This is a genomic window from Bradyrhizobium sp. SZCCHNR1051 (assembly GCF_032489615.1).
GTDB lineage: Bacteria > Pseudomonadota > Alphaproteobacteria > Rhizobiales > Xanthobacteraceae > Bradyrhizobium.
In genome coordinates this window covers 1-22,466 of sequence record NZ_JAUEYJ010000008.1, presented here as the reverse complement: position 1 = coordinate 22,466, position 22,466 = coordinate 1, and the positions used below count along the sequence as shown (strand labels likewise).

Here is a 22,466-nt window from a genome sequence, read left to right as displayed (position 1 = left end):
CCGGCGCCACGCCGGTCCGGCCCTTCCCTCGGAGGACGACGATAGATGACGGTGAGCAGCGCAACCTCGAGCACGAGCGGCACGACGTCGTCTTCTTCCTCATCATCGACGAGTTCGAGCAGCTCGCTCACGACGTCGGGAACGAGCACGACGAGCACGATCGACTGGACTGCGCTGATCGAATCCGCGGTCAATGCCAAGCTCACCCAGGCGACCCAGATCTCGACCAAGATCACGGCCAATGAGGCCAAGATCACGGCCTACCAGACGCTGCAGACTGCGCTGAAGACGCTGTCTTCGGGATTGTCGTCACTGGCGACGTCGATGGTGAACTCGCTTGCGACGAACGCCTTCGCCACGCGGGCCGCCACCATCAGCGCGACCGGCGACGTCAGCGCCTCATCGGCTCTGTCGATGTCGGTGAGCAACGGTGCTGCGACCGGCAGCCACACGCTGACGATCGGCCAGATCGCCACCGCACACAAGGTGACGGGCACGGCGCAGTCGAGCCAGACCGCGGCACTCGGCTATTCCGGCACGTTCTCGCTCGGCCTATCCGGCGGCAGCACGGCCGACGTCACCATCACCAGCGGCATGTCGCTGCAGGATGTCGTCGACGCGATCAATGCCCAGACCTCCACGATCAATGTCGAGGCGTCGATCGTCCAGGTATCGAGCGGGTCGTATCAGCTGGTGCTGACGGGAACCCAGGATTCCGCTGACATCACCTATGCCAGCTCGTCCGGCGACGACGTGCTCAACAAGCTTGGCGTGACCGACAGCTCGGGTGCCTTCACGACTGTGCTGCAGACGGCGCAGGAGGCGGAATTCACGCTCGATGGGATCAGCCTGACGCGCAACACCAACGACATCACCGACGTTCTCAGCGGCGTCACCTTCGATCTGCTGCAGGCGACTCCGTCCGGAACGACGCTGACCGTCACCATCGGGACGGACACGAGCCAGATCTCGTCGGCATTGCAGACATTCGTCACCGACTACAACGCATTCCGCGATGCCGTCATCGCGCAGCAGACCACCAATTCGGACGGGACGGCGTCCTCGAGCTCCGTCCTGTTCGGCGACGGCACCATGCGCGACATCATGAATTCGCTCCAGGCCGTGCTCGGAACCTCGGTCGGCGGGCTGACGATGGCGGACCTGGGCCTGTCGTTCAACGAGAAGAACGAACTCGAGCTCGATACGGGCACGCTGTCGACGATCCTCAGCACCAATCTGAGCGGCGTGACGACGTTGTTGTCGGCGCAGACCAGGACCTCGTCGAGCCAGCTCAGCGTAGTCAATACCGGATCGTCGCCGCAGTCGTTCACCCTGGATCTGACCGTGGACTCGTCGGGGACGCTCACGACCGCGTCGGTCGGCGGCGACAGCTCGCTGTTCACGGTCAGCGGCAACACGATCGTGGGCAATTCCGGGACGATCTATGCCGGGATGGCCTTCACCTACACCGGCTCGACGTCGCAATCGGTCACCGTGACCTCCACACAGGGGCTTGCAACCCAGATCTACCAGATCGCCAAGACCGCATCGTCCAGCACGGGATCGCTGCAGACGCTGATCGACAATCTGACCTCGCAGGACGAGACGATGCAGGCCAAGGTCGATGACATCAAGAGCTCGGCCGCCACGTTCCAGACTCAGCTCACGGCGCAATACGCCAAATATCAGGCCGCCATCGAGAGCGCCAACAACACGCTCACTTATCTAAAAGCCCTTCTCAACGCGAGTTCGAGTAACTGATGACCCAAAATTCGATGGCGCAATTCGCAAGTCAGGCCTATCGCGGTGCTGCGGTGGCCGTTCCGCCGCTCCGGGCCGTCATCATGCTGCTCAACGGAGCGATGCTGAGCTTGCAGAAGTCGCTGCAGGCGCAGGAGGCCCGCCGCTTCGAGGAGGGGCACATCCATGTGACCCGGGCGACCGCCATCCTGCGCGGATTGAGCCTTCACCTTGATCCAACGCGCGGCGGGCCGGTCGCCGACCAGCTGTTCGGAACCTACAACGCCCTGATCGTGGCCGCGCTGCGGGCCTACGGTCGACCTCACATGCGCGAGAATTTCCAGCGGATCACTCAAAGTTTGCTGGAGCTGCGGGAGGCGTGGGAGGCTGTCGATGCGGCAGCCCGGGGAAAGCGAGCAGCCGGTGATTCGGCCAACCGTCGGTAGCGCTGTCCGAATCAGGCACCTGCCGCACTGCGGAAATCTTGGGAAACCGATCAGAAACGGGCTGCATTGTCTCCCGTTTCGGTATCCAGTGCGGCGTCGCGTGCAGACGGCTCCCGAAAAATACGGAGTTTCCCGCGTCCGGTTGCGGTCGATCGTCACAATTGCCGATATCAATTTCGTTCGCGGGCTGAATGCTTTATGACCAAGCCGGAAGCGCTGGATTGGGCGGACGATGGACGTCAGGGAATTCGAGGATCTGATCGGTAGGCTGGGTGAGGACATCTCGCGCTGGCCAGCCGAGCAGCGTCAATCGGCTGCTGATCTGCTTGCATCCTCTCCCGAGGCCGATCGATTGCTGTCCGAGGCACGTCTTGTTCGTGAGGCGCTGTCGTCGCCGCCGGTTCGTGCACCCGCGGGCTTGACGTCGCGTATCCTTGCTGCGGCCAACCGCCTGACCCAAGAGGAAGCGTCAACCGCCCCGGCTGACGCCCACCAGCCCGGCTGAGCTCCGCCAGGGCCGAGCTTGGGCGACTGCGCTTCGGCCGGTTGGGCCGTGGGCGCCGGAACCGCAACACCATCACCGCTGCCATCCCCCTCAATTTGTCGAGCTCGTTTGCGCATGAATCGGGGGCGCCCGAGTGCGACGACGCGAGCCGTGGCGCGGAGATGACGCGACGGTTGCAGCCGATCTGACCTGGTCGCGCCGTCCATACTCTCTGCTGGTCTCGTCCTGACCACCGGCCGAGTGCGCCGCGACGCCGCGCTGCCGATGCAGAGCGGGGGGCCACACCAGGCGATTTTTGCCGCCCCTGCGCAACCGCGCGCCGGCAAATTCTGCCGTCGGATCAACTAATTCGATCGACTAATTGTGCGCCTGGAATCGGCGCTCCGGCCGTTTGATCAGCAAACGCCTCCACGACCGCGTGGTCGTGCTGTGTCCCGCCGCCGTTCGCGGCGCGAGCCGGAGTTCTGCCATGACCGTTTCTGCCGCGAGTTCGTCGACTGCGACCACCTCATCGACCTCATCATCCAGCGACACATCGCGTACGACACTCAGCTCGACCGACTTTCTTCAGCTCCTGGTGAGCGAATTGCAGAACCAAGATCCGCTCAACGCGACCAGCGTGACCGACTTCATCAACCAGATGACGTCCTACGCCAACTACACCTCGCAGCAGTCGCTCAACAGCAGCATGACCTCGCTGGCCGGCTCGTTCTCGAGCCTGGTGACGCTGAATTCGGTGAACTACATCGGCCACACCGTCGAGGCCAAGAGTGACACCGCCGTTCTGTCGAACGGCTCGGCGACCTTCGGCTATTCTCTCTCGTCGGCGGCATCGAACGTTTCGATATCGATCAAGGATTCCTCCGGAAGCACGGTCTGGACCGGCACCGGGACCGGCAACAAGGGCGCCAATTCGATCATCTGGGACGGCACCGATTCCAGCGGCAATCAGCTCAGCGACGGCGGCCAGTACACGATCTCCGTGACGGCGACTGACTCCGCTGGCACCTCGGTTCTCAACTACACGACGATCACCGGGACCGTAACCGGCATCGACACCTCGACCAGCACGCCGTCGCTCACCGTCGGCGGCATTCCTGTCAGCGCCAGCAACATTATCGGCGTCACCTCCTGACGGCATCATTCGGAGTACAATCATGAGTCTTTCTGGAGCCCTGTCATCGGCGATCTCGGCGCTCAACGCGCAGAGTTCATCGCTCGCCATGATCAGCGACAACATCTCCAACGCCGATACGACCGGATACAAGACCACGTCCGGCCTGTTCGAGCAGCTGGTGACGGCATCAAGCAGCTCGAAAGCCTATTCCTCGGGTGGCGTCTCGGTCTCCGGCCGTGCCAATATCACGCAGCAGGGGCTGCTGGCCGCCACCACCAACGCGACCGATGTCGCAATCCAGGGCTCGGGTTTCTTCGTCGCGACCAACTCGACTTCGGCCGGAGGCGAGACCTTCTACACCCGCAACGGCGCGTTCACCACCGACAATGCCGGCTACCTCGAGAACAACGGCTATTATCTCGAAGGCTGGCGCACCGATGCGAGCGGCAACGTGGTCGGCAATGGGCTCGAATCGATCAACACCAAGGTTGCGCTGACGAATGGTGGAGCGACCACCAAGACGTCGCTCGCCGCCAACCTGCCGGCCGATGCCGCGAGCGGCGATACCTTCAGCAGCTCGATGACGGTGTACGATTCGCTGGGGCAATCGCACACGCTCAACGTCACCTGGACCAAGGGGGCGACGGCGAACGAATGGACCGCCGATTTCGCGCCGGCCACGGCGTCGGACGGCACCGTGACGAGCGGCACCTATACAATCGATTTCAACTCAGATGGCTCGCTGAGCACGGTCTCTTCGACCAATCTCGGCATCACCTGGAATAACGGCGCGGCGGCCAGCTCGATCGCGCTCAGCTTCGGCACGACGGGCGGCGGCACCGATGGCCTGACCCAGCTGTCATCCGGCAGCACGACGCCGAGCGTCTCCAATTTCAGTGCCAATTCCGATGGCATCTCTTTCGGTACGCTGAGCAGCATTTCGGTCGGCAAGAACGGCCTCGTCGAGGCGACGTATTCCAACGGCCAGACGGTTCCGATCTACAAGATCGCGGTGGCGACCTTCGCCGATCCCAATGGCCTCGTGGCGCATAGCAGCGGCATGTACACGTCGACGGCGACGTCGGGCAATGCGACCCTGCAGGCGTCCGGCGAGAATGGTGCAGGAACCATCTACGGCAGTGAGCTGGAGTCGAGTACGACCGACACCACGGGCCAGTTCAGCAATATGATCTCGGCTCAGCAGGCCTATTCGGCGGCATCGCAGGTGATCTCGGCGGTCAACAAGATGTACGACACCCTGATCTCGTCGATGAGGTAGATCATGGCCGACCTGAAGAGGGAGCGGCTCGGCGAGGGCGAGGCTCTGCTGAAGAGGCTGCGGCGGCTGAGACTGCGCGCCGCGACCGTCGGCAAGGACGACCGCGCGCAACTGTTGGCCTTGATCGACGATATCGAAACGGTCCGACGAAAGCTTCTGCGTGAATGCGCGCTGCTCGACGAAGAGCTCAAGGTCGCCACCGTGAGGGTGACGGCGCTGAATACCTACGCCCGTGTCGCGCAGATCAGCCGCCGACCGCAGCGTGAACAGTAGGATGGGAGCGACAGGATGAAACACGCAGTTCAGGCCGATCAGCGGCCGGCCAGCGAAGATGAAGTGCGGACCTTGATCGCGCTGATTGACGAGCTCATCGCGGTGGTGTCGGAGGAGAATGCGGAGCTTGCCAGAGGGCTCCCGGCCTCGCGCTCCAAGCAGCTTGACGACAAGAATCGGCTCGCCGGGCTGTTTGAGCAGCGGGTTGCCGAATGTGCCAGGCGAACGGCGAGTCTCGACGTCCGCGACCGTGTCCTGCGCGAACAGCTCATGGAGCACATCTTCAACCTGCGTGGCGCGATGGACGAGAACCTCGTTCGGCTGCGGGCTGCGATCGAAGCCAGCAATCGTCGCATCGAGGCAGTCATGCAGGCGATCCGCGAGCAGATCGCGAATGCGTCGCCCTATGGCGCAGGCGGGCGTCGCACCGCGCGTGCGACGTCCTGTGGAACCAATGTCAGGGCATGATGGCCGCCCAGCAGCGGGAGTAGAGTGATGTCGCTCGACATAGCACGGCTGGTCGCGTTCAGCGGCATCTCGGCCACGGAGCTGCAGATCAGCGTGGCGTCGTCGAACATCTCGAACGCCGACACGAAGGGGTATACGCAGAAGACGGCCAACCAGGTCACGAATGTGACCGGGGGAGTTGGGACCGGTGTTTCGATTACCGGCATTTCGAGCAATGTCGACAAGCTGCTGCTGAAATCCCTGATCGGAGCCAATTCCGAGCTCGGCGCGGCCGACACCACCAACAACTACCTGACGCAACTGCAGCAGCTGTTCGGCAGCGCGTCCACATCCGGCACTTCGACGACGGGAACGTCGCTGGCAAACTCTCTTGCATCGCTGGAGTCCGCCTTGTCGTCGCTGGCAAGCTCGCCCAGCAGTGTTTCGCTGCAATCGGCCGTCGTCAGCGCTCTGGACGATTTCGCCAGCCAGCTGCGCAGCACGTCGAGCGGTGTGCAGACCTTGCGGGCCAACGCCGACAAGGACATCGCGTCGTCGGTTCAGAGCGTCAACGACGACCTGCAGCAGATCGCCGATCTCAATGTCGAGATCCGCAAAATGGCAGCGTCCGGCCAGTCGACAGCGGATCTCGAGGACGAGCGCAACGCCGCGCTGCAGGACCTTTCGTCCTATATGAACGTCAGCTACTACACGGCGTCGAACGGCGACCTTCAGGTCTATACCTCGTCGGGGCGAGCCCTCGTCGACAGCTCGGCGCACACGCTGAGCTACACGGCCTCGGCGAATGTCTCGGCGGCTTCGAGCTATGCGTCCGGCGGCTTCAGCGGCATCATGGTCGACGGCGTCGACGTCACGGCCCAGATCACGTCGGGCAAGATCGGCTCGCTGGTCACGTTGCGGGACGAGACCTTGCCGGCCGCGCAGGCCCAGCTCGATCAGTTGGCTTTGCAGCTGAAATCGGCGCTGAATGAGATCACCAATGGCGCGTCGGCCGTTCCACCTCCGGCCACTCTGACCGGGTCGGCGAGCGTCAGCAGCACGACGGCCCTGTCGGCGTCCGGAACGGTCCGCATCGCCTTGGCTGACCAGAGCGGCAATCTCGTTTCGTACCAGGATCTCGATCTGTCGTCCTACGCGACGGTGGGCGATCTGGTCACGGCGCTCAACGGCATCTCCGGGGTCTCCGCCTCGATCGATTCCAGCGGACACCTGTCGATCAGCGCCACGTCGTCGTCGAACGGCATCGCGATCAACGATATGACCAGTGCGGTCGGCGGCAGCGGCTTCTCCGACTATTTCGGCATGAATGATCTCGTCACCGGCACGAGCGCCGCCAATTTTGCCGTCAACAGCAGCATCTTGAGCGGCGCTTCTGGTCTGCCGACCGGCACGCTCGACGGTTCTGCGACCTTGACGACCGGCAGCCAGGTGCTGACGGCCGGCTCGGCGACGGTTATCAATGCGCTCATCGACAAGTTCACCGGCTCGACCAGCTTTGCGTCGGCGGGAGGTCTGAGCGCAACGACCGGCTCGTTTGCCGACTATGCCGCGGCGATCGTCGCCAATGTCGCCAGCAAGGCTTCGCAGGCCTCCACTGCCTACACCGCGAAGTCGACGGCCCAGTCGAGCTATGCCAGCTCGCTGTCCTCGCAATCGGGCGTCAATCTCGACGAGGAGACCGCGCGGCTGAGCTCGCTGCAGAACAAATACGCTGCCGCCTCGCAGCTGATCTCCGTGATCAACAGCATGTTCTCTTCGTTGCTCACTGCCGTGCAATCGACCTAGTCCGGAGCGCAGATCATGACGATGCGGATTGCGACATTCTCGAACTCCGACCAGATGATCACGAGCGCGCTGCGGACGCAGGCGACCATGGCCAATCTCCAGGTGCAGGAAGCCTCGGGGCTGAAATCGGAGTATCTCGCCGGCTACGGCGCCGACACTCAGCACGTCGTCAATCTTCAGGTCTCGGTCACGCGGGCGCAATCCTATATCGATGCTGCGACCCTGGCCGACAGCAAGGTGCAAGTCATGTATTCCGCGGCAGGACAGGTGTCCGACATCGTCAGTCAGCTGCGCACGGCCCTGAGCGCCGCGAGCTCCGGCAGCAGCACGGGAACCACGTCGGCGATCAGTACCGCGCAGCAGTTGCTGCAGCAGATGGCGGGCATTCTGAACACCCAGTATGATGGGCAATATCTGTTCGGCGGGGGGCGCACCTCGACTCCGGCTGTCGATACCTCGACCTTCGCGTCCGGCTCGGGATCGCTGGCCACGATGGATACCAGCTATTATCAGGGCGACAGCGAGCTTGCCTCGGTCCGTGTCTCCGACGGCCAGTCCGTGACGTATGGCGTGACCGCCGACAACCCTGCTTTCGAGGAGGTCATGCGTGTTCTGAAGTTCGTTGCGAATAGCTCGACCCTGTCCGGAGCCGACATCACCTCCGCGCTGACGCTTGCCGATCAAGCAGTGGACGATGTCGCCACGGTGCAGGCCAAGGTCTCCGATGCAGCGTCCCGGATCGAGAGCGCGAAGTCTCAGCAGACCGACTACAAGAGCTATGCCGAGAGTCTGGCGACCGACCTGACCAGCGTGGACGTCGCTGCGGTCACCGCCCAGCTCTCGACTTATCAAGCCCAGCTCACGGCGAGCTACACCGCCATCTCCAAGATCCAGAGCCTGAACCTGGCCAGCTACCTGCGCTGAGTTTCGGGACATCGTGCGAGCCCAGCAGAGCCGGACTGCCGATTCAAACCATGCGGCTCGCTGGCGGGCATCTCGTCGGCGGACCTCTCATTGCCTAGCTTGCGACGTTCGACAGCGGCGCTGCGCGGGATCGGTGGGGTGGGTATGGGCGGATCAAGGAAAACGCGAAAGTCCAGCAGCTCCATCTGCGGGAAGAGGATGATCAGGACGTCGAGCTGCCAAGGAATTCCGCACTGGAGTCGTCTGCGCCTTCGTCGCCACGGTCATGGCTCTCAAGCAGATCTGGTGGGTAATCGCGCCCGGCGCAATGAGGCGTTGGCGACATTTGTCGTGTTCGTCTGGCGCGATCATGACGAGTACGTCATCCGCCGCGGCGGAGGTTGCGCATCGACGTGCCGGTGCGTCGGGCGAGCCCCACGCACCAGCGAAATCACATCACCAGCGATGATGGGCGCGGATCACGCCATGACCGTAGCGGTGTCCGAAATGACGGCCGCCGTGCCAGCCATGATGGCCCCAACCCGGACCGCGGTAATAGCCGTAGCTGTGCCGCCACGGCCGCGGGCCATAGGAATAGCCGTAGCTGCGATAGATCGGGCGCGGCACGTAGCTGTAGCCATAGCCGCCGTAATAGGGCCGGTAGGCCGGGTAGTAGCCGCCATAGCCGTAGGGATAGGCGGCGTAGCGATACCCGCCGTAGTAGGGATAGGGCGCGTAGCCGCCATAGTAGGAGGGGGCGGCGATCGCCGATCCGATCAGGGCACCCGCCAACAGCCCCGCGCCGATCGCGGCACCGCCGCCCCAGCCGCCATGCCAGCCGCCGTAGCGGACCTGCACGGCATTCGAGCTTTCGGCGCTCGGTTTGGCGGCTGCTGACAGCGACGTCAGCGGCGCAGCCGAGACCGAGTGCAGCGTGGATACAGAAAGTGCGCCGGCGATGGCGAGCGTCGCGGCGGCTTTGAAGGTGACCATCCTGATGTCTCCCGTTGATTCAGCGCTATGCTCAACCGGACGAGACGAACTTCGTTGCATTTGTCGCAGCGGACGTTTTGTCACGCGCCATTGGTCCAGGCGGCGGTCGATGCCGGGGGGCATCGACCTTGGTGTCGTTACGGGCAGGAATGGTGCAGGCCGTCATTGCCGAGATAGGTGCCGGAGCCCGGGTCGTAGGACCGGAACCGCTGGGCGCAATAGGCCTGGGCGTTGGCGGCCTCGGCGCGGCTGTTGGCGATGGCGCCCCCGATGATCGCGCCGGCCGCGAGGCCGCCGAGGGCGGCGGCACCCGCACCATAGCCGTGGCGATGCCCGTAAGAGCGATGGCCGTAATAGCCGTGGCGATGACCGTAACCGCCGCGCCAGTGGCGATATTGCACCTGCTGCAGCTCGGTCGCGTTCTGCGTCGCTGGGGTCGGCGACCGGAACCGTGACCGCAAGCTATTCGATCAGCGCATCGAGCAGCGCATCTGGGCATTCTGTCATCATCGTATGTCCCGCGCCGGGCAGGACGGTCGTGCGCGATTGCGCAATCGCAGCCGCCAGCGCCTTGCCGGCCTTCAGCGGCGTCATCATGTCCTTTTCGCCGAGGATCAGCCGCGTCGGCACCTTGATCCTGGCCGCCGATGCCAGCGCATCCTGATAGTCGTTGCAGGCGGAGAGATCGTTGAACAGCACGCCCGGCGCGCAGCGCCCCAGGGTCGCCTGCGCGCCGCCATGCATCCACAGGCCCGGCGCGCGGCTGCCGCCGAGCTCGGCGGCAAAACCGAGGCCCCAGATCGAGACCATGTCGATGGCGGCGTGATCGTTGGCTTCCGCGGCCTTCAGGAGGTCAGGCCCGACCGTCATCGTTGCCGCGGTGCCGATCAGGCTCAGCGCCGACACGCGATCGGGATGGCGTGCCGCGGCATCCAGCGCGATCAGCGAGCCCATCGAATGGCCGATCAGGTGAGCGGGTTTCGCATTCAACGCCTGCAACAGCGCGACGATCCAATCGGCCATCGCAGCGATGGTCGGCAGCGCCGGGCCCGCCGAGCGGCCATGGCCCGGCAGATCGGGCGCCAGCACGGCAAAGCCATGATGGGCGAACCAGCGGCTGTGCAGAGCCCAGACCGAATGGTCGAAGCCGGCGCCATGGATGAAGACGACGGCGGGCAGGGACGAATCGAAGTCGCGGCCGCCCGTGGCGGCGAAGACCTCATGATCTCCGATTGACAGCTGCATGGCTCACACCTTCTGCGAGGCGCGCAGCGCCTGTCCGAGATCGTCGATGATGTCGCTGGCCGCCTCGATGCCGACCGAGAGCCGGATCAGCTCCTCGCCGATTCCGGCCGCGGCGAGCTGGGCTGCGTCCATCTGCTGATGCGTGGTCGAGGCGGGGTGGATCACCAGCGTCTTGGCATCGCCGACATTGGCGAGATGGCTGATCAGCTTCAGGCTCTCGATGAACTTGCGCCCCGCGGGACGTCCGCCCTTGATGCCGAACGAGATGATCGAGCCGGCGCCGCGCGGCAACAGCTCCTTGGCGAGCGCATGGTCCGGATGGGCCTCGAGCGAAGGATGCAGCACCCAGTCGACGGCCTTGTTGGCCGTCAGCGCCTCCAGCACGGCGCGGGTGTTGGCGACGTGCCGCTCCATGCGCAGATGCAGCGTCTCGACGCCCTGCAGCAGATGGAACGCGTTGGTCGGCGACAGGCAGGCGCCGAAATCGCGCAGGCCTTCGGTCCGCGCGCGCATGATGAAGGCGGCCGCGCCGAACTGCTCGTCGAAGACGATGCCGTGATAGCCGGCATAGGGCTCGGTGAGCTGCGGGAATTTGCCGGACGCGCGCCAGTCGAACCGGCCGCCATCGATGATCGCGCCGCCGATCGCGATGCCATGGCCGCCGAGCCACTTGGTCGCAGAGTGCATCACGATGTCGGCGCCTTGGGCGATCGGCTGGCTGAGATAGGGCGTGGCAAAAGTGTTGTCGATCAGGAGCGGCACGCCGGCCGCATGCGCGATCGCCGAGACCTTGGGGATGTCCAGCACCTCCAGACCGGGATTGCCCAATGTCTCGCCGATCAGGAGCCGCGTGTTCGGCTTGATCGCGGCGCGGAAACCGTCGTGATCCCTGGGCTTGACGAAGCTCGTGGTGATGCCGAAGCGCGGCAGCGTGTGCGCGAGCAGGTTGATGGTGCCGCCATAGAGCGAGGAGGAGGCCACGATGTGATCGCCCGCATTCAGGAGCGTGGCGATGGCCAGATGCAGCGCGGCCTGGCCGCTCGCGGTGCAGACCGCGCCGACGCCGCCTTCGAGCGCGGCGAGCCGCTCTTCGAGCACGGCCGTGGTCGGGTTGGAGATGCGGGTATAGATGTGGCCGGCACGTTCGAGATTGAACAGCGCCGCGGCGTGCTCGGTGTCGTCGAACACATAGGACGTGGTCTGATAGATCGGCACCGCGCGGGCGCCGGTCGCGGGATCCGGGTGCTGGCCCGCGTGCAGGCTCAGGGTTTCGAAGGCGGGCGGTTTCGGCGGCGGCATGCGGATCAACTCTCCTCAAGCAGATCGCATCTTCTGCCACAGATTTCGCCGTCAGTCAGGAGCGGCGCGGTGCGCCGCCCCTGCGACATCGATCAGCCGCCGAAGCGCTGCGGGAACAGGCCGGCCGAGGCGATCTCGGCGATGGACAGGCGTGCGCTCGGCTTCTCGCGCTCCTTGAGCATGGCCGGCAGCTTTTCGCCGTCGCCCTTGCGGCCGACCGCGATCGCGATCTCCACGGCGAAACCGTCGGGCACCCCGAGCGCTGTCTGTGCGGCGGCGACGTCGAAGCCGCTCATGCCGTGGGTGATCCAGCCGGACACCGCCGCCTGGTTGGCGAAATTGGCCCAGGCCGCGCCGGCATCGAAGGAATGCGTGCGCGTCGGTGCCGGCTCGGTCTTGCCGGCCGGGATGAAGGTCTTCTTCGACAGCACGTAGACGATCGCCGCGGCATGCCGCGCCCAGCCGCGGTTGAACTCGACCAGCGGCGCCAGGAAGGTGTCGAACTCGGCGGAGCCGCGCAGCGCGTAGAGGAAGCGCCAGGGCTGCGAATTGTAGGAGGAGGGCGCCCAGCGTGCCGCCTCGATGAAGGTCAGGAGCTCCGTCTCCGGAAGCGCCTCGTCGCTGAAGCCGCGCGGCGACCAGCGATCGACGAAGATGCGATGCGCCGGATGCTCGGTGATACGGTCGGTCGGCGGGGGAAGATGGGCAGTCACGGGGGTCTCCTTCGTTCAGGCTCGTCGTCGGGCCTCGCGCCGCGCTTCGCTGCGGGGCACAATCTCGGCTCCTGTGTGGCTCACGGCGCTTTGGGAGTCCAGATCGCCAACGCAGATGTGTCCACCTTCGCCGGCAGCACGCGCTCCGCCAGGAAAGCATCCGCGATCTTCTGCTGCTCCGACAGGCCGGCCGCGGTGACCGCGCCGACCTGGTAGGAGCGGTGGCTGTTGGCCTCCTCGACGGTGGCGGCATCGATGCCCCAGAGCGCTGCGAGCTGGCTCGCCGCGGCGCCCGGATTGGCCTTCACCCATTTGCCGGTTTCGACGAGCTTGCCGTAGATGACGTTGAGGGCGTCGCCATGCCCGGCGGCGTAGTCGGCGGATGCGAGATAGTAGCGCTTGTAGCTGGCAAGCCCGTCGCTGCCGTCCGCGAGCACGCGCGCCCCTGACTGGCGGATGGTGCTGGTCAGGAACGGATCCCACGCGACCCAGGCATCGACATTGTTGCTGACGAAAGCGGTCCTGCCGTCGGCGGGCGGCAGATAGGCGGGGGTGATGTCCTTGAAGGTGAGACCCGCTTTGGCGAGCGCGGCGAGCAGCAGATAGTGGCTGCCGGCGCCCTTGGTCACCGCGATCTTCCTGCCTTTCAGCTCAGCGAGCGTCTTGGTCGGCGAAGCCGTTGCCACGAGGATCGCCTGCGCCGACGGCGAGGCGGCCTCCTCGGCGACATAAGCGAGCCTCGCGCCCGCGGCCTGCGCGAACACCGGGACGGTATCGGCGACATCGGCGCCGACATCGATGCTGCCGATGTTGATCGCTTCCAGCAGTGGCAGGCCGCTGGAGAATTCGTGCCACGACACCTTGATGCCGAGCGGCGTCAGCGCCTTCTCCAACTCGCCATTGGTTTTGAGGAGGGCGATCAGGGTCGAGGATCTCTGATAGCCGATGCGCAGCGTCTCGGCTGCGTCGGCTTGCGACGTGGCGAGCGCACCGAGCAGGGCCGCGGCCATCATCAGGACGCCGCGACGGGCGAGATGCAAGGGCCGCGCGCGGCGCAGGCCGCTGAAGGACGGTGTCATTCGGCAATCTCCCAAACAGGCGGTTGCATGCAATTGTCCAGGATCATTCGCAGGATCGTGAGCCCTGCGCAATTTTGCAGATATGTTCATATGGAGATGAAAGTTTCTCATGTGCCCGTGCCGCGAGAGGTTTTGTTTTCTTGGCGCGCGAGATCTGACGAGACAGCCGCTCGCATCCTCGCGACGCGCAGGGCGTCCGAGATGTGTCTGCCGTTCGTCCCTCCATCGAGAGAGGGCACAGGGAAGGCCGGGCGTCGACTGACACCCATGGCCCGCGTGCAAAAAAGGAAGCACGCGGCGGTTACCACAGGATCAGCCGGACATCCGGCCTTCCCTGCGCAATGGGCTTACGGCTTATACGCGATCTCCCCGGTGCGCCGGGCTTTCTGGCCACCGTCATCCGCGAGACACGCAAGCATCTTCGCGAACTTGATACTAGCGTCGGAGTATCAGGACCACGCGATTTCGCCGTCCGGCTCCCATCGTTCGTCCGCGCGCTTGACGCACGCTGCGACGAGAACCGGCCATCGCATCCCGCACCAACGTTTCGTGACGTTCGCGAAGCGCCCCTCTCGATCGGGCGGGATAGGGTGATACAACCACAAATTCCGAAAAAAAGAAACAAGAATGTTTTTCGCAGGAGGACTGGACAGGGCAAATCAGCTTGAGAACGCGGGCGAATTTCGTTCCGTCGCGCAAGCGCGAGGAGAAGCAATAGGCTCGTCACGCAAGACCTGGAGCTTTGGCATATGACAATCAGCTTGAGCCCCTCTGCCTCCACGTCATGGCCGGGCCTCGTCCCGGCCATCTACGTCTTAGTAACTCTCCGCAGAGGTTTGGGCGGGTTGTCCGATCGAACGGCCTTGCATCTGCCGGCCGAGATGAAGCGCGGGAGCTCATGAGCGGATTTGGCCTGAGGCCTCCGACTTGCGCGGTGCGACAAATCGGCAGCCATTGGGGGCAGGAGCCGCGGAGCAAGCGCATTCGGGAGGACAGCCCGTGACTAAAGCAAGCCTCCGCGACCGAGTCAGCGGCGTTCGCACTCAGCCCATTGCGGGCATCCCAAGCGTAGACCGGGTAGTCCGAGCCCGGGCCACGGGCGGACATGGCAATGGAGGCGGCAACTCGTCGTCGCCAAGCACATTCCTCAGGACGTCCACTCGATCAGCTGAATGGTGACAATCTTTGTCGCCATGCGCCGTGTTTACATTGCGCAGCACGTTGGTGAAGCCGCCGCCCACACCGACGACGCCTGCATGGTTGGAGAACCCGCAGCTATCGCGGGGTTGCCTCGACTCATGTCGGGGAAAAGGCAGGCGGTCGGCCTTGCCGCGCCGACGCCGGTCTGTAGGATTGCTGCCGCATTCCAAAAGGAGACATATTGATGAGATCGTTGATTGCGGCTTCCCTGATTTTCGCTACCCTCGCCACCCCGGCGTTAGCCGCGCCGCCCGCCAGCTGTGCCTCCAAGTTCGTCGGCGAGTGGCGGCATTCCGGCAGTGGCAACCGCGGTTCGGTGAAGGCCGACGGCCGCGCGCTGTGCAGCGAACATCCCGCCTGCGTGCAGGGCACCTGGACCTGCTCGGGCAACGTCCTCACCTACACCAATAGCCTCGGCACCTGGAACTACACGCTGGCGCCCGACGGCAAGTCGATGTCGACCGGCACGGCCACCGCGACTCGGATCGGGCCGGCGCCGGCGAGCGCCCGTTCGCGCGCCTCCGATACGGTGGCCGACGCCCCCGATCGGGCCTGCAAGGCGGGAAACATCGCCTCGCTGCAGGCTCACGACGACAGGCTGAAGGGTCTGTGGCAGAGGGCCAGCGAGCGTGAGCAGTGCGGGCCCATTCTCGCCCTCGGGAGAAAGCGAATCGAACTGCTCAAGCAGATCAATTCCGGCAGCTGCGGCAAGGAGTCGGTGCAGATCGGCGCGAGCAACGAGATGACGAAGGTCGCCTCGGTAATGTCGAAATGCGACCAGACCTACACCCCGTCCGACCCCGGCATCCTGAGGCGGGCGGGCGGCACGATCCGAGGTTTCGTCAAGGACCACGTCTTGAAGTGCGAACCTACCTCCGAGAACAACAACTGTGCGCCCAAGCCCCAGCGCAACGGCGGTCCCGGCGTCAGAGGTTAGCCCCTCTGATCCACCCAAATGTGACGCCGCTCCACGCACTCTGCCGGTGCAGCGTGATCGTTCGCTTTGGGTCAAAGCCGCCGTCCGACGGCCTACTTCCGGTTGAACCCCTAGAACCGACGTCGCAAGCTTCGACCGAAAGGCCCGGGATGGGCAGAAGCGGACGAATGTCACTCTTTGAGCCGACTTTCGTACGCTTTCACGTGATGCGGAAACAGTTCCTTGTAGGATGGCTGCGCGGTCTCGAGGCAGGACACTTCCCACCCAAGTGGATTTTCAGCTTCGCCGTACTCGCAAACCTCGACGTGCGAACAAACAAGTGCAATCCCGTCCGCCGTCCTTGCGCAAACACCTAAGAAGTATCGCGCTAAGGAGAGGCGGGGACGTGCCGGCTGCGGGACTACCCGGCCTTGCGTCTGTGAGGCTTGTTCGCGGTGGAGAGGTACGCACAGAACATGTCCGCCATCGCATCGGCATAGGCCGATATCTCGGCCCGGCTGCGCGGCGTCTCCGAGAAGTGCTTGCCGACCTGGCTGAGCGTCGTCTTGATCAGGTCTGCTGCCCGCGCGTGCTCGGCCTCTCCAGTACCAGGCAGCACCTCGCGCATGAAGGCGAGCATGGCGCGGCGGCCGCTTGTCTTGGCCCGGCGCGCCTCGGGCGCATCGCGATAGAGCGGGGCGGCGTCGTCGAGCGCGCCGCGCACCGCGGCCTCGTCGCACTCCGATTGCAGGAACGCGTGAACGAGCGCGCGCAATCGCGTCAAAGGCGGACGGCGCGTGTCCTCCAGAATGCCGTGCAGCAGTTTCGTCGTCTGCTGCCACTCGTCGCTCTGCAGCCTGAACAGGATCGCCGCCTTGTTCGGGAAATACTGATAGAGCGAGCCGACGCTGACGCCGGCCTTCTCGGCGACGCGCGCAGTGGTGAAACGTTGCGCGCCTTCCTTGGTCAAAACCTGAACAGCCGCCTGCAGAATGGCCGCGACGAGGTCGGCCGAGCGTGCCTGTTGCGGCAGTTTTCGCGGGGAAATCGGGGCTTTTCGAGCCGGGGCCATGGAGCGTTCCGAAATGCGATTAGCGAATGCGAATGATTATTCGTATTCTGACTTCGACGCAAACGACACGCATCGAGAACACGGAGAATATCAATGATCACCCTGACCGCTCAGCCGGTGGCGCCGCTGCTGGATCGCCTGCTTGCCGAGGCCACGTTGCTGCGGCCGGAGACGAGCCCGATCTTCGCCGGCATGGCCGAACGGGGCGCGCAACTGATGCGCAGCAGGTCCGGCCATGTCGAGCTCTACACGCAGCTCAAGGACTTTCCATTGCCCGTGTCGCGCGACACCGGCATGCTGCTCTACATGCTGGCGCGCGGCGTCGATGCGCGATCGATCGTCGAATTCGGCACCTCGTTCGGCATCTCGACGCTGTTCCTCGCCGCGGCGCTGCGCGACAATGGCGGCGGCCGGCTGACCACCACGGAGTTCGAGCCGTCCAAGGTCGCCCGTGCCCGTGCCAACCTCGCGGAGGGCGGCCTGGCCGATCTGGTCGAGATCCGCCAGGGCGACGCCCTGCAGACGCTGAGCGGTGATCTCCCGGACGCGATCGACCTGGTTCTCCTCGACGGCGCCAAGCCGCTGTATGGCGATATCCTGGCGCTGCTCGAGAGCCGGCTCAGCGCCGGCGCGTTCATCGTCGCTGACAATGCCGACCACAGCCCCGACTACCTCGCCTACGTCCGTTCGCCTGATAACGGCTATCTGTCGGTGCCGTTCGGCGACGAAGTCGAATTGTCGATGCGGATCGGGTGAGCGGCCGGCGACGAACGGGTGATGCCCGCCACCCTCATCGGCGAATGGGCCTGGAGTTGACGTTTGGCCGACGATTGTTCACGAGGAGAGCTTCGTCATCTGAGCAACCGTCCTCATGCCCCGCATCCTCCTGATCAATCCCAACAGCTCGGCCACGACCACCGCGATGATGGCGTCGATTGCGGCCGCCTGCTGCGCTGGCCGGGCCGAGGTGGTCGGCGCGACCGCGACGCGGGCGCCGGCCATGATCGTGGATGCCGAGGCGCTGGCCGCATCGGCGGCGGAAGTGGTCGATATCGGCCGCGCGCATCGCGATGCTTGCGATGGCATCATCGTCGCGGCGTTCGGCGATCCCGGCGCCGCGGAGCTTGGCAGCCAGTGCTCGCTGCCGGTGGCGGGCATCGGCGAGGCGTCGATGCGCGAGGCTGCAGAGGGCGGGAGGCGCTTCGGCGTTGCCACGGTGACGCCCGCGCTGGTCGCGAGCATCGCGGGCCTTGCAGACAGGCTGAACCTGTCGGCGCAGTTCACCGGGACGCGCCTGACGCAAGGCGACCCAGCCGCGCTCGCCGTCGATCCGGCGCGGCTTGCTGCCGCCCTGGCTGACGCCACGCGCGCCTGTATTGCCGAGGACGGCGCCGAGGCCGTGATCATCGGCGGCGGGCCGCTGGCGCAGGCCGCCGATCAGTTGCAGCGGCAATTCGCCGTGCCGATCATCAAGCCGATCGCGGCGGCGGTGGCCGTGTTGCTGTCGCGTCTGTCGGGCTGAGTGCCAGCAGCATTACGGGCGGTAGCTCGCCGCCGGATGCGGCGCCGCGAGCCGGGCACGGCCGAACATCTTCTCGCGCAACGTCCCTGGCTGATAGGCCTTCTTGTAGCGGCCGCGCCGGGTCAGCTCCGGCACCAGCATGTCGGCGACATCGGCAAAACTCTCCGGTGAGAGCGCAAAGGCGAGGTTGAGGCCGTCGACCCCGGTCTGCTCGATCCAGCTCTCGATGAGATCGGCGACCTTCGCAGGCCCGCCGACGAACACCGGGCCGATGCCGCCGATGCCGACATGCTCGGCAACCTCGCGCACGGTCCACACCCGGTCCGGATCGGCGCGCGTGACGTTGTCCATGGCGCTGCGGCCGGCATCGTTGAGCACGTGGCGGACCTGCTGGTCGAGGTCGTAGGTCGAGAAGTCGACGCCGGTCCAGCCCGACATCAGGGTCAGCGACGCCTCGTGGTCGATGTAGCGGCGGTAGTCGGCAAACTTCGCCTCGGCCGCCGCGTCGGTCTCGCCGAGCACGACGGTGGCGATGCTGAAGATGACGATGTCGCTGCCGGCGCGACCCGCGTCGGCGGCGGCCTGGCGGATGGCGGCGACGCGCGGCGCGATGATCTTGGCCGACGGGCCGGACATGAACACGCATTCGGCATGGCGGCCGGCGAACACGCGGCCGCGCGGCGAGGTGCCGGCTTGATAAAGCACCGGCGTCCGCTGCGGCGACGGCTCGCAGAGATGGATGGCGTCGAGCTGGTAGTTCTCGCCGCGATGGCTGACGCGGTGAACCTTCGTGGGATCGGTGAACACGCCGCTGGTCCGGTCGCGCTTGACGGCGTCGTCCTCCCAGCTGCCTTCCCACAGCTTGTAGACGACCTCCATGTACTCGTCGGCGACGTCGTAGCGGTCGTCATGCGCAGTCTGGCGCTCCCTGCCCATGCCGCGTGCGGCGCTGTCGAGATAGCCGGTGACGATATTCCAGCCGATGCGGCCCTCGGTGAGATGATCGAGCGTCGACATCCGCCGCGCGAACGGGTAGGGCGGCTCATAGGACAGCGTGCAGGTGACGCCGAAGCCGAGATGCTCGGTGACGGCGGCCATTGCCGAGATCAGCATCATCGGATCATTGACGGGCACCTGGATGGCGTGGCGGAGCGCCGCGTCGGGGTTGCCGCCATAGACGTCGTAGACGCCGAGTACGTCGGCGAGAAACAGTCCATCGAAGCGGCCGCGCTCCAAGGTCTTGGCGAGGTCGAGCCAATAGGGCAGGCGGTTGTAGTCGGAGGAGCGGTCGCGCGGATGCCGCCACAGGCCGGGCGACTGGTGCCCGACGCAGTTCATCGCAAACGCATTCAACCGGATGTCCGCAGCCATGATGCCCTCGACGCTGTCTTGAGCCGACCAGATGGCACGCTTCGCCTATGGTTTTCAATCGCGTGGATGCGCGCGGCCGCTGCGCGCCGCGGATCAATGACGGCGCAGGACGGGCCGTGGCCCGCACGTGGGGAGGACGAGATTGGCGGCGATCCGGATCACGACGCTGGCCGCGCTGGTACTGACATCGTCGGCTGTGGCCTCCGTCCATGCGCAGGACTTGAAGGCGAGTTGCGCCGCGCTCGCGCAAGGCCTCGCCGACAGCGGGCGCGTCGTCACGGCCGAGTTCGTCGCCGCGGGCGGCGTGCAACTGGCGCCGCCGGCACCCGCGGGCGTGACCGCTTCTGGGGCAGCGCTTCCCCGAGTTGTTCGACGGCGTCATCGCGGGCGCGCCGGCCTATCGCGTGCCGCTTGCCTGTGCCTGGTTCCCGGCATGAACCATTGCGGCGGCGGACCCGCCACCAATCAGTTCCACTTGCTGACCGCGCTGGACCAATGGGTGGAGGGCACGGCCGCGGCGCCTGAGGCGATCCACGCCACCGCGCGGCGTGCGGCCGATGTGCCATGGCCCGGGCGCACGCGCGATCTCTGCGCGTTCCCGAAGGTGCTGACCTCCAAGGGCAGCGGCAGCCTCGAGGATGCAGCGAATTTCGAGTGCCGCTGAACAGGTCGTGCATGCCGTCTGCACGGTGTGCACGATCTCTTGATGAGCGGTTGACCCGGGAGGGGGATGAGCCGATCTATCTGCCAGCCGACCTGTCTCCGCAGCGTTGCGGCTCCCATCAGCCCACACACCGGTCCCTCATGGTTGCCAAGACGCGAGCCTTCACCATTCTGCGCGAGTTCGAGCACGTCCAGACCGAGCTGATCGGCAAATGCGTGGCCTTGAGCGACGGCAAGGCCGGAACCGTGGAGCAGGTGTATCTTGATGAGCTGCATGGGTTGCGCATCACCCTTCGCGGTCATGACGGGCGCTGGCCGGTGTCGACCATCAAGTTCACTCAATCCTGAGCGGCGGCGTTGGTCTCGGATTTGGAACGCTCAAACGATCGAAACGGCTTGATTACGCGTCGCATGGCGTTGCGTGGGGCATCGGATCGAGCGTTCGAACTTCTCGAGCGGCCTTTGCTGAGGCCTGCCGGAAGACCTGTGCATCGCATATCAAATGATACGAGAGCGGGCCGGCGCTGCGGCTAGCCTCGATGCTCCCGGCGCGGCCGGCCGCTGCTGCTCTGCCGCCCGGACTAGGGTGGTCGCGGCCGATTCACTTATGTTGATGCGCCCGGCATCTCCTGATCTAGAGTTGTCGGTGCGCATCAATGAAACTGGATGCAAACCCGCATGGAAGTAGAAGGTCGGAAGAAACGGCGTCGGCGTGTCAAGCAGACGATGTCGTTGGGTGAGCGGTTGCTAGAGATGGCGCGCGAGGCGCGAGACAGGGCGAAACGTCTGCCGCCGGGCATCGAGCAGGCCAGGCAGCTGCGGCGCGCCCGCGAGGCCGAAGCGATCGTCGAGCTCGATCGTTTCCTGACGGCTCCAGCACGCAGCACTCCGCCGCGATCGCGTTGACGCCGTCTCGCGCCGGCGTCGGACGAGGGGGGCGCGGCGCTGCCAGTGGTGTTTCCGGAACTTGCGGCAACAGGGCTGACCGATCCGGCAGAGGCCGGGCCAATTCCGGACGGCACCCTCTCAACCTATCGCAAGACGCATCCCGGCCGGTGCCGATCTGCATCACTGGCCTCATCCCCGTGTTCGCGGTGGCGAGAACAACGCCTACTTCGCATTCGCGAATGTGTGCGACGCCGCGAATTTCGATCCCGGGCTCAGCGGCGTGTTCGGTCCGGATACATCAGCGTTTCCGCGCCGTGAGGCGATCGTTGCGGGCGGGGAGGGGATCGCGACCGTCGACATCGACACCAGCAATCTCGACAGCTTCTATCCGACCAACGTCGTCCGGCGGAAAGATCTCGTCGCGCATGCGGATGCCGCACTCGTATCGTGCGCTGGTGCAACCGCACACGAGCAATTCCTGACGCTGCGCGCGCCAACCGTTTCAAAATGGAACGGAAACGGCGTGTGACGGGTCCGAGCGTGGGGGGCGACAGCGCTATCCACATTTCTGCACAGCCGTCGCAAAAAGTTCTTGCGCGGGATGCGGCGCCGCACTATCTCACCACCACGCCAGCCGGACATCACCGATGACTGAGGCCCCCGACTTTCGGGACCGACGTTGTTTTTTCTTCCGATTGGCTCCTGAGTTTTTTCTTCGGAATTGCTCTTGACGGTCTTCGAAAATCGGCTATGTGAAGCGCCCCGGCCATCGGGACTTCCTCGGCGAAAAAGACCAACGAGGTTGATGCACTTAGTAGTTCGAGCGAACTAACAAGTGCGGGCTGTTTGACAAGTGAAGATGAAGAAAGAGAAACGTGGACGGCGGAGTCCTTGCGGGTCTCGGGATTGAAGGCTTCGGCTTTTGGTTCTGGGATCGGACGAGAAGACTTCGGCGGACAATGTTTCAAAGGTAACACCATGGTTTTCGC

General features: G+C 64.9%; 25 protein-coding genes and 1 pseudogene. 16 read left to right on the top strand and 10 right to left on the bottom strand.

Annotated features, from left to right (window positions below; translation table 11 throughout):
* The first annotated feature begins 45 nt into the window (after positions 1-45).
* The 9 genes from fliD to QW868_RS11405 all read left to right on the top strand — a co-directional run bounded on the left by fliD (position 46) and on the right by QW868_RS11405 (position 8,537).
* On the top strand, positions 46-1,761 hold the full coding sequence (gene fliD, locus QW868_RS11445) for a flagellar filament capping protein FliD (RefSeq protein ID WP_316230593.1): 1,716 nt from the start codon (positions 46-48) through the stop codon (positions 1,759-1,761).
* The gene (locus tag QW868_RS11440) at positions 1,761-2,186 is read left to right on the top strand and encodes a flagellar export chaperone FliS (protein ID WP_315739748.1); all 426 of its coding nucleotides are present in this window, start codon (positions 1,761-1,763) and stop codon (positions 2,184-2,186) included. Before fliD ends, QW868_RS11440 begins: the two co-directional genes overlap by 1 nt.
* Before the next feature lie 232 nt (positions 2,187-2,418).
* On the top strand, positions 2,419-2,691 hold the full coding sequence (locus QW868_RS11435) for a hypothetical protein (RefSeq protein WP_315739747.1): 273 nt from the start codon (positions 2,419-2,421) through the stop codon (positions 2,689-2,691).
* Between the two features lie 469 nt (positions 2,692-3,160).
* A complete protein-coding gene (locus QW868_RS11430; protein ID WP_315813738.1) occupies positions 3,161-3,826 on the top strand; it encodes a flagellar hook assembly protein FlgD in 666 nt (221 codons plus the stop codon).
* Positions 3,827-3,848: 22 nt separating this feature from the next.
* Positions 3,849-5,087 carry a flagellar hook protein FlgE gene (gene flgE / locus QW868_RS11425; RefSeq protein WP_315739745.1) on the top strand — a complete coding sequence of 413 codons (1,239 nt, stop codon included), beginning with the start codon at positions 3,849-3,851 and terminating at the stop codon, positions 5,085-5,087.
* A 3-nt stretch (positions 5,088-5,090) separates the two neighbouring features.
* Complete coding sequence (locus tag QW868_RS11420; RefSeq protein ID WP_315786237.1) at positions 5,091-5,360, top strand: hypothetical protein; 270 nt, start codon at positions 5,091-5,093, stop codon at positions 5,358-5,360.
* A gap of 15 nt (positions 5,361-5,375) precedes the next feature.
* Entirely contained in the window at positions 5,376-5,828 is a 453-nt protein-coding gene (locus QW868_RS11415) for a flagellar protein FlgN (RefSeq protein WP_316230592.1), read from the top strand.
* Positions 5,829-5,855: 27 nt separating this feature from the next.
* Complete coding sequence (flgK, locus tag QW868_RS11410) at positions 5,856-7,613, top strand: flagellar hook-associated protein FlgK (RefSeq protein ID WP_316230591.1); 1,758 nt, start codon at positions 5,856-5,858, stop codon at positions 7,611-7,613.
* A gap of 15 nt (positions 7,614-7,628) precedes the next feature.
* Positions 7,629-8,537 carry a flagellin gene (locus QW868_RS11405; RefSeq protein WP_316230590.1) on the top strand — a complete coding sequence of 303 codons (909 nt, stop codon included), beginning with the start codon at positions 7,629-7,631 and terminating at the stop codon, positions 8,535-8,537.
* Positions 8,538-8,972: 435 nt separating this feature from the next.
* On the opposite strand, the gene QW868_RS11400 is transcribed toward QW868_RS11405, so the two are convergent.
* The 6 genes from QW868_RS11400 to QW868_RS11375 all read right to left on the bottom strand — a co-directional run bounded on the left by QW868_RS11400 (position 8,973) and on the right by QW868_RS11375 (position 13,776).
* Complete coding sequence (locus QW868_RS11400; protein ID WP_316230589.1) at positions 8,973-9,509, bottom strand: hypothetical protein; 537 nt, start codon at positions 9,507-9,509, stop codon at positions 8,973-8,975.
* A gap of 137 nt (positions 9,510-9,646) precedes the next feature.
* A complete protein-coding gene (locus QW868_RS11395; protein WP_316230588.1) occupies positions 9,647-9,970 on the bottom strand; it encodes a BA14K family protein in 324 nt (107 codons plus the stop codon).
* Position 9,971: 1 nt separating this feature from the next.
* Positions 9,972-10,754, bottom strand: coding sequence for an alpha/beta hydrolase (locus QW868_RS11390; RefSeq protein WP_316230587.1), 783 nt, complete (start codon positions 10,752-10,754; stop codon positions 9,972-9,974).
* Positions 10,755-10,757: 3 nt separating this feature from the next.
* On the bottom strand, positions 10,758-12,053 hold the full coding sequence (locus QW868_RS11385; protein WP_316230586.1) for an O-acetylhomoserine aminocarboxypropyltransferase: 1,296 nt from the start codon (positions 12,051-12,053) through the stop codon (positions 10,758-10,760).
* A gap of 92 nt (positions 12,054-12,145) precedes the next feature.
* The gene (locus QW868_RS11380; RefSeq protein ID WP_315777633.1) at positions 12,146-12,766 is read right to left on the bottom strand and encodes a nitroreductase family protein; all 621 of its coding nucleotides are present in this window, start codon (positions 12,764-12,766) and stop codon (positions 12,146-12,148) included.
* 80 nt (positions 12,767-12,846) lie between these two features.
* Positions 12,847-13,776, bottom strand: a complete 930-nt coding sequence (locus QW868_RS11375; protein WP_315777648.1) for an aliphatic sulfonate ABC transporter substrate-binding protein — start codon at positions 13,774-13,776, stop codon at positions 12,847-12,849.
* Between the two features lie 1,453 nt (positions 13,777-15,229).
* On the opposite strand from QW868_RS11375, the gene QW868_RS11370 reads away from it, so the two are divergent.
* A complete protein-coding gene (locus QW868_RS11370; RefSeq protein WP_315739734.1) occupies positions 15,230-15,982 on the top strand; it encodes a hypothetical protein in 753 nt (250 codons plus the stop codon).
* A 400-nt stretch (positions 15,983-16,382) separates the two neighbouring features.
* Here the strand turns inward: QW868_RS11370 and QW868_RS11365 are convergent, their stop codons facing one another.
* Positions 16,383-17,033 (bottom strand): TetR family transcriptional regulator, encoded by a 651-nt coding sequence (locus QW868_RS11365; protein WP_316230585.1) that lies wholly within the window; start codon positions 17,031-17,033, stop codon positions 16,383-16,385.
* Positions 17,034-17,126: 93 nt separating this feature from the next.
* Here QW868_RS11365 and QW868_RS11360 point away from each other — a divergent pair, with 93 nt between their 5' ends.
* Entirely contained in the window at positions 17,127-17,789 is a 663-nt protein-coding gene (locus QW868_RS11360; protein WP_316230584.1) for an O-methyltransferase, read from the top strand.
* Between the two features lie 78 nt (positions 17,790-17,867).
* Here QW868_RS11360 and QW868_RS11355 read toward each other — a convergent pair whose 3' ends face one another.
* A complete protein-coding gene (locus QW868_RS11355; RefSeq protein ID WP_316230692.1) occupies positions 17,868-18,035 on the bottom strand; it encodes a hypothetical protein in 168 nt (55 codons plus the stop codon).
* Here QW868_RS11355 and QW868_RS11350 point away from each other — a divergent pair.
* Positions 17,956-18,555: an aspartate/glutamate racemase family protein gene (locus QW868_RS11350; protein ID WP_316230684.1), complete on the top strand. Its 600-nt coding sequence runs from the start codon at positions 17,956-17,958 to the stop codon at positions 18,553-18,555. The two genes, QW868_RS11355 and QW868_RS11350, sit on opposite strands and share 80 nt — an antisense overlap.
* Positions 18,556-18,567: 12 nt before the next feature.
* On the opposite strand, the gene QW868_RS11345 is transcribed toward QW868_RS11350, so the two are convergent.
* Positions 18,568-19,926 carry an LLM class flavin-dependent oxidoreductase gene (locus QW868_RS11345; RefSeq protein ID WP_316230583.1) on the bottom strand — a complete coding sequence of 453 codons (1,359 nt, stop codon included), beginning with the start codon at positions 19,924-19,926 and terminating at the stop codon, positions 18,568-18,570.
* 142 nt (positions 19,927-20,068) lie between these two features.
* Between QW868_RS11345 and QW868_RS11340 the strand changes: the two genes are divergently transcribed.
* The 4 genes and pseudogenes from QW868_RS11340 to QW868_RS11325 all read left to right on the top strand — a co-directional run.
* Entirely contained in the window at positions 20,069-20,590 is a 522-nt protein-coding gene (locus QW868_RS11340) for a tannase/feruloyl esterase family alpha/beta hydrolase (protein WP_316230582.1), read from the top strand.
* Positions 20,591-20,730: 140 nt separating this feature from the next.
* Entirely contained in the window at positions 20,731-20,937 is a 207-nt protein-coding gene (locus QW868_RS11335; protein WP_315777649.1) for a PRC-barrel domain containing protein, read from the top strand.
* Positions 20,938-21,267: 330 nt separating this feature from the next.
* Positions 21,268-21,495 (top strand): hypothetical protein, encoded by a 228-nt coding sequence (locus QW868_RS11330; RefSeq protein WP_315739926.1) that lies wholly within the window; start codon positions 21,268-21,270, stop codon positions 21,493-21,495.
* Positions 21,496-21,634: 139 nt separating this feature from the next.
* A pseudogene (locus QW868_RS11325) lies at positions 21,635-21,959 on the top strand (amidohydrolase); the annotation flags it as partial.
* Positions 21,960-22,118: 159 nt separating this feature from the next.
* On the opposite strand, the gene QW868_RS11320 reads toward QW868_RS11325, so the two are convergent.
* A partial coding sequence (locus tag QW868_RS11320) for a hypothetical protein (protein ID WP_316230581.1) occupies positions 22,119-22,466 on the bottom strand: 348 nt, incomplete at its 5' end.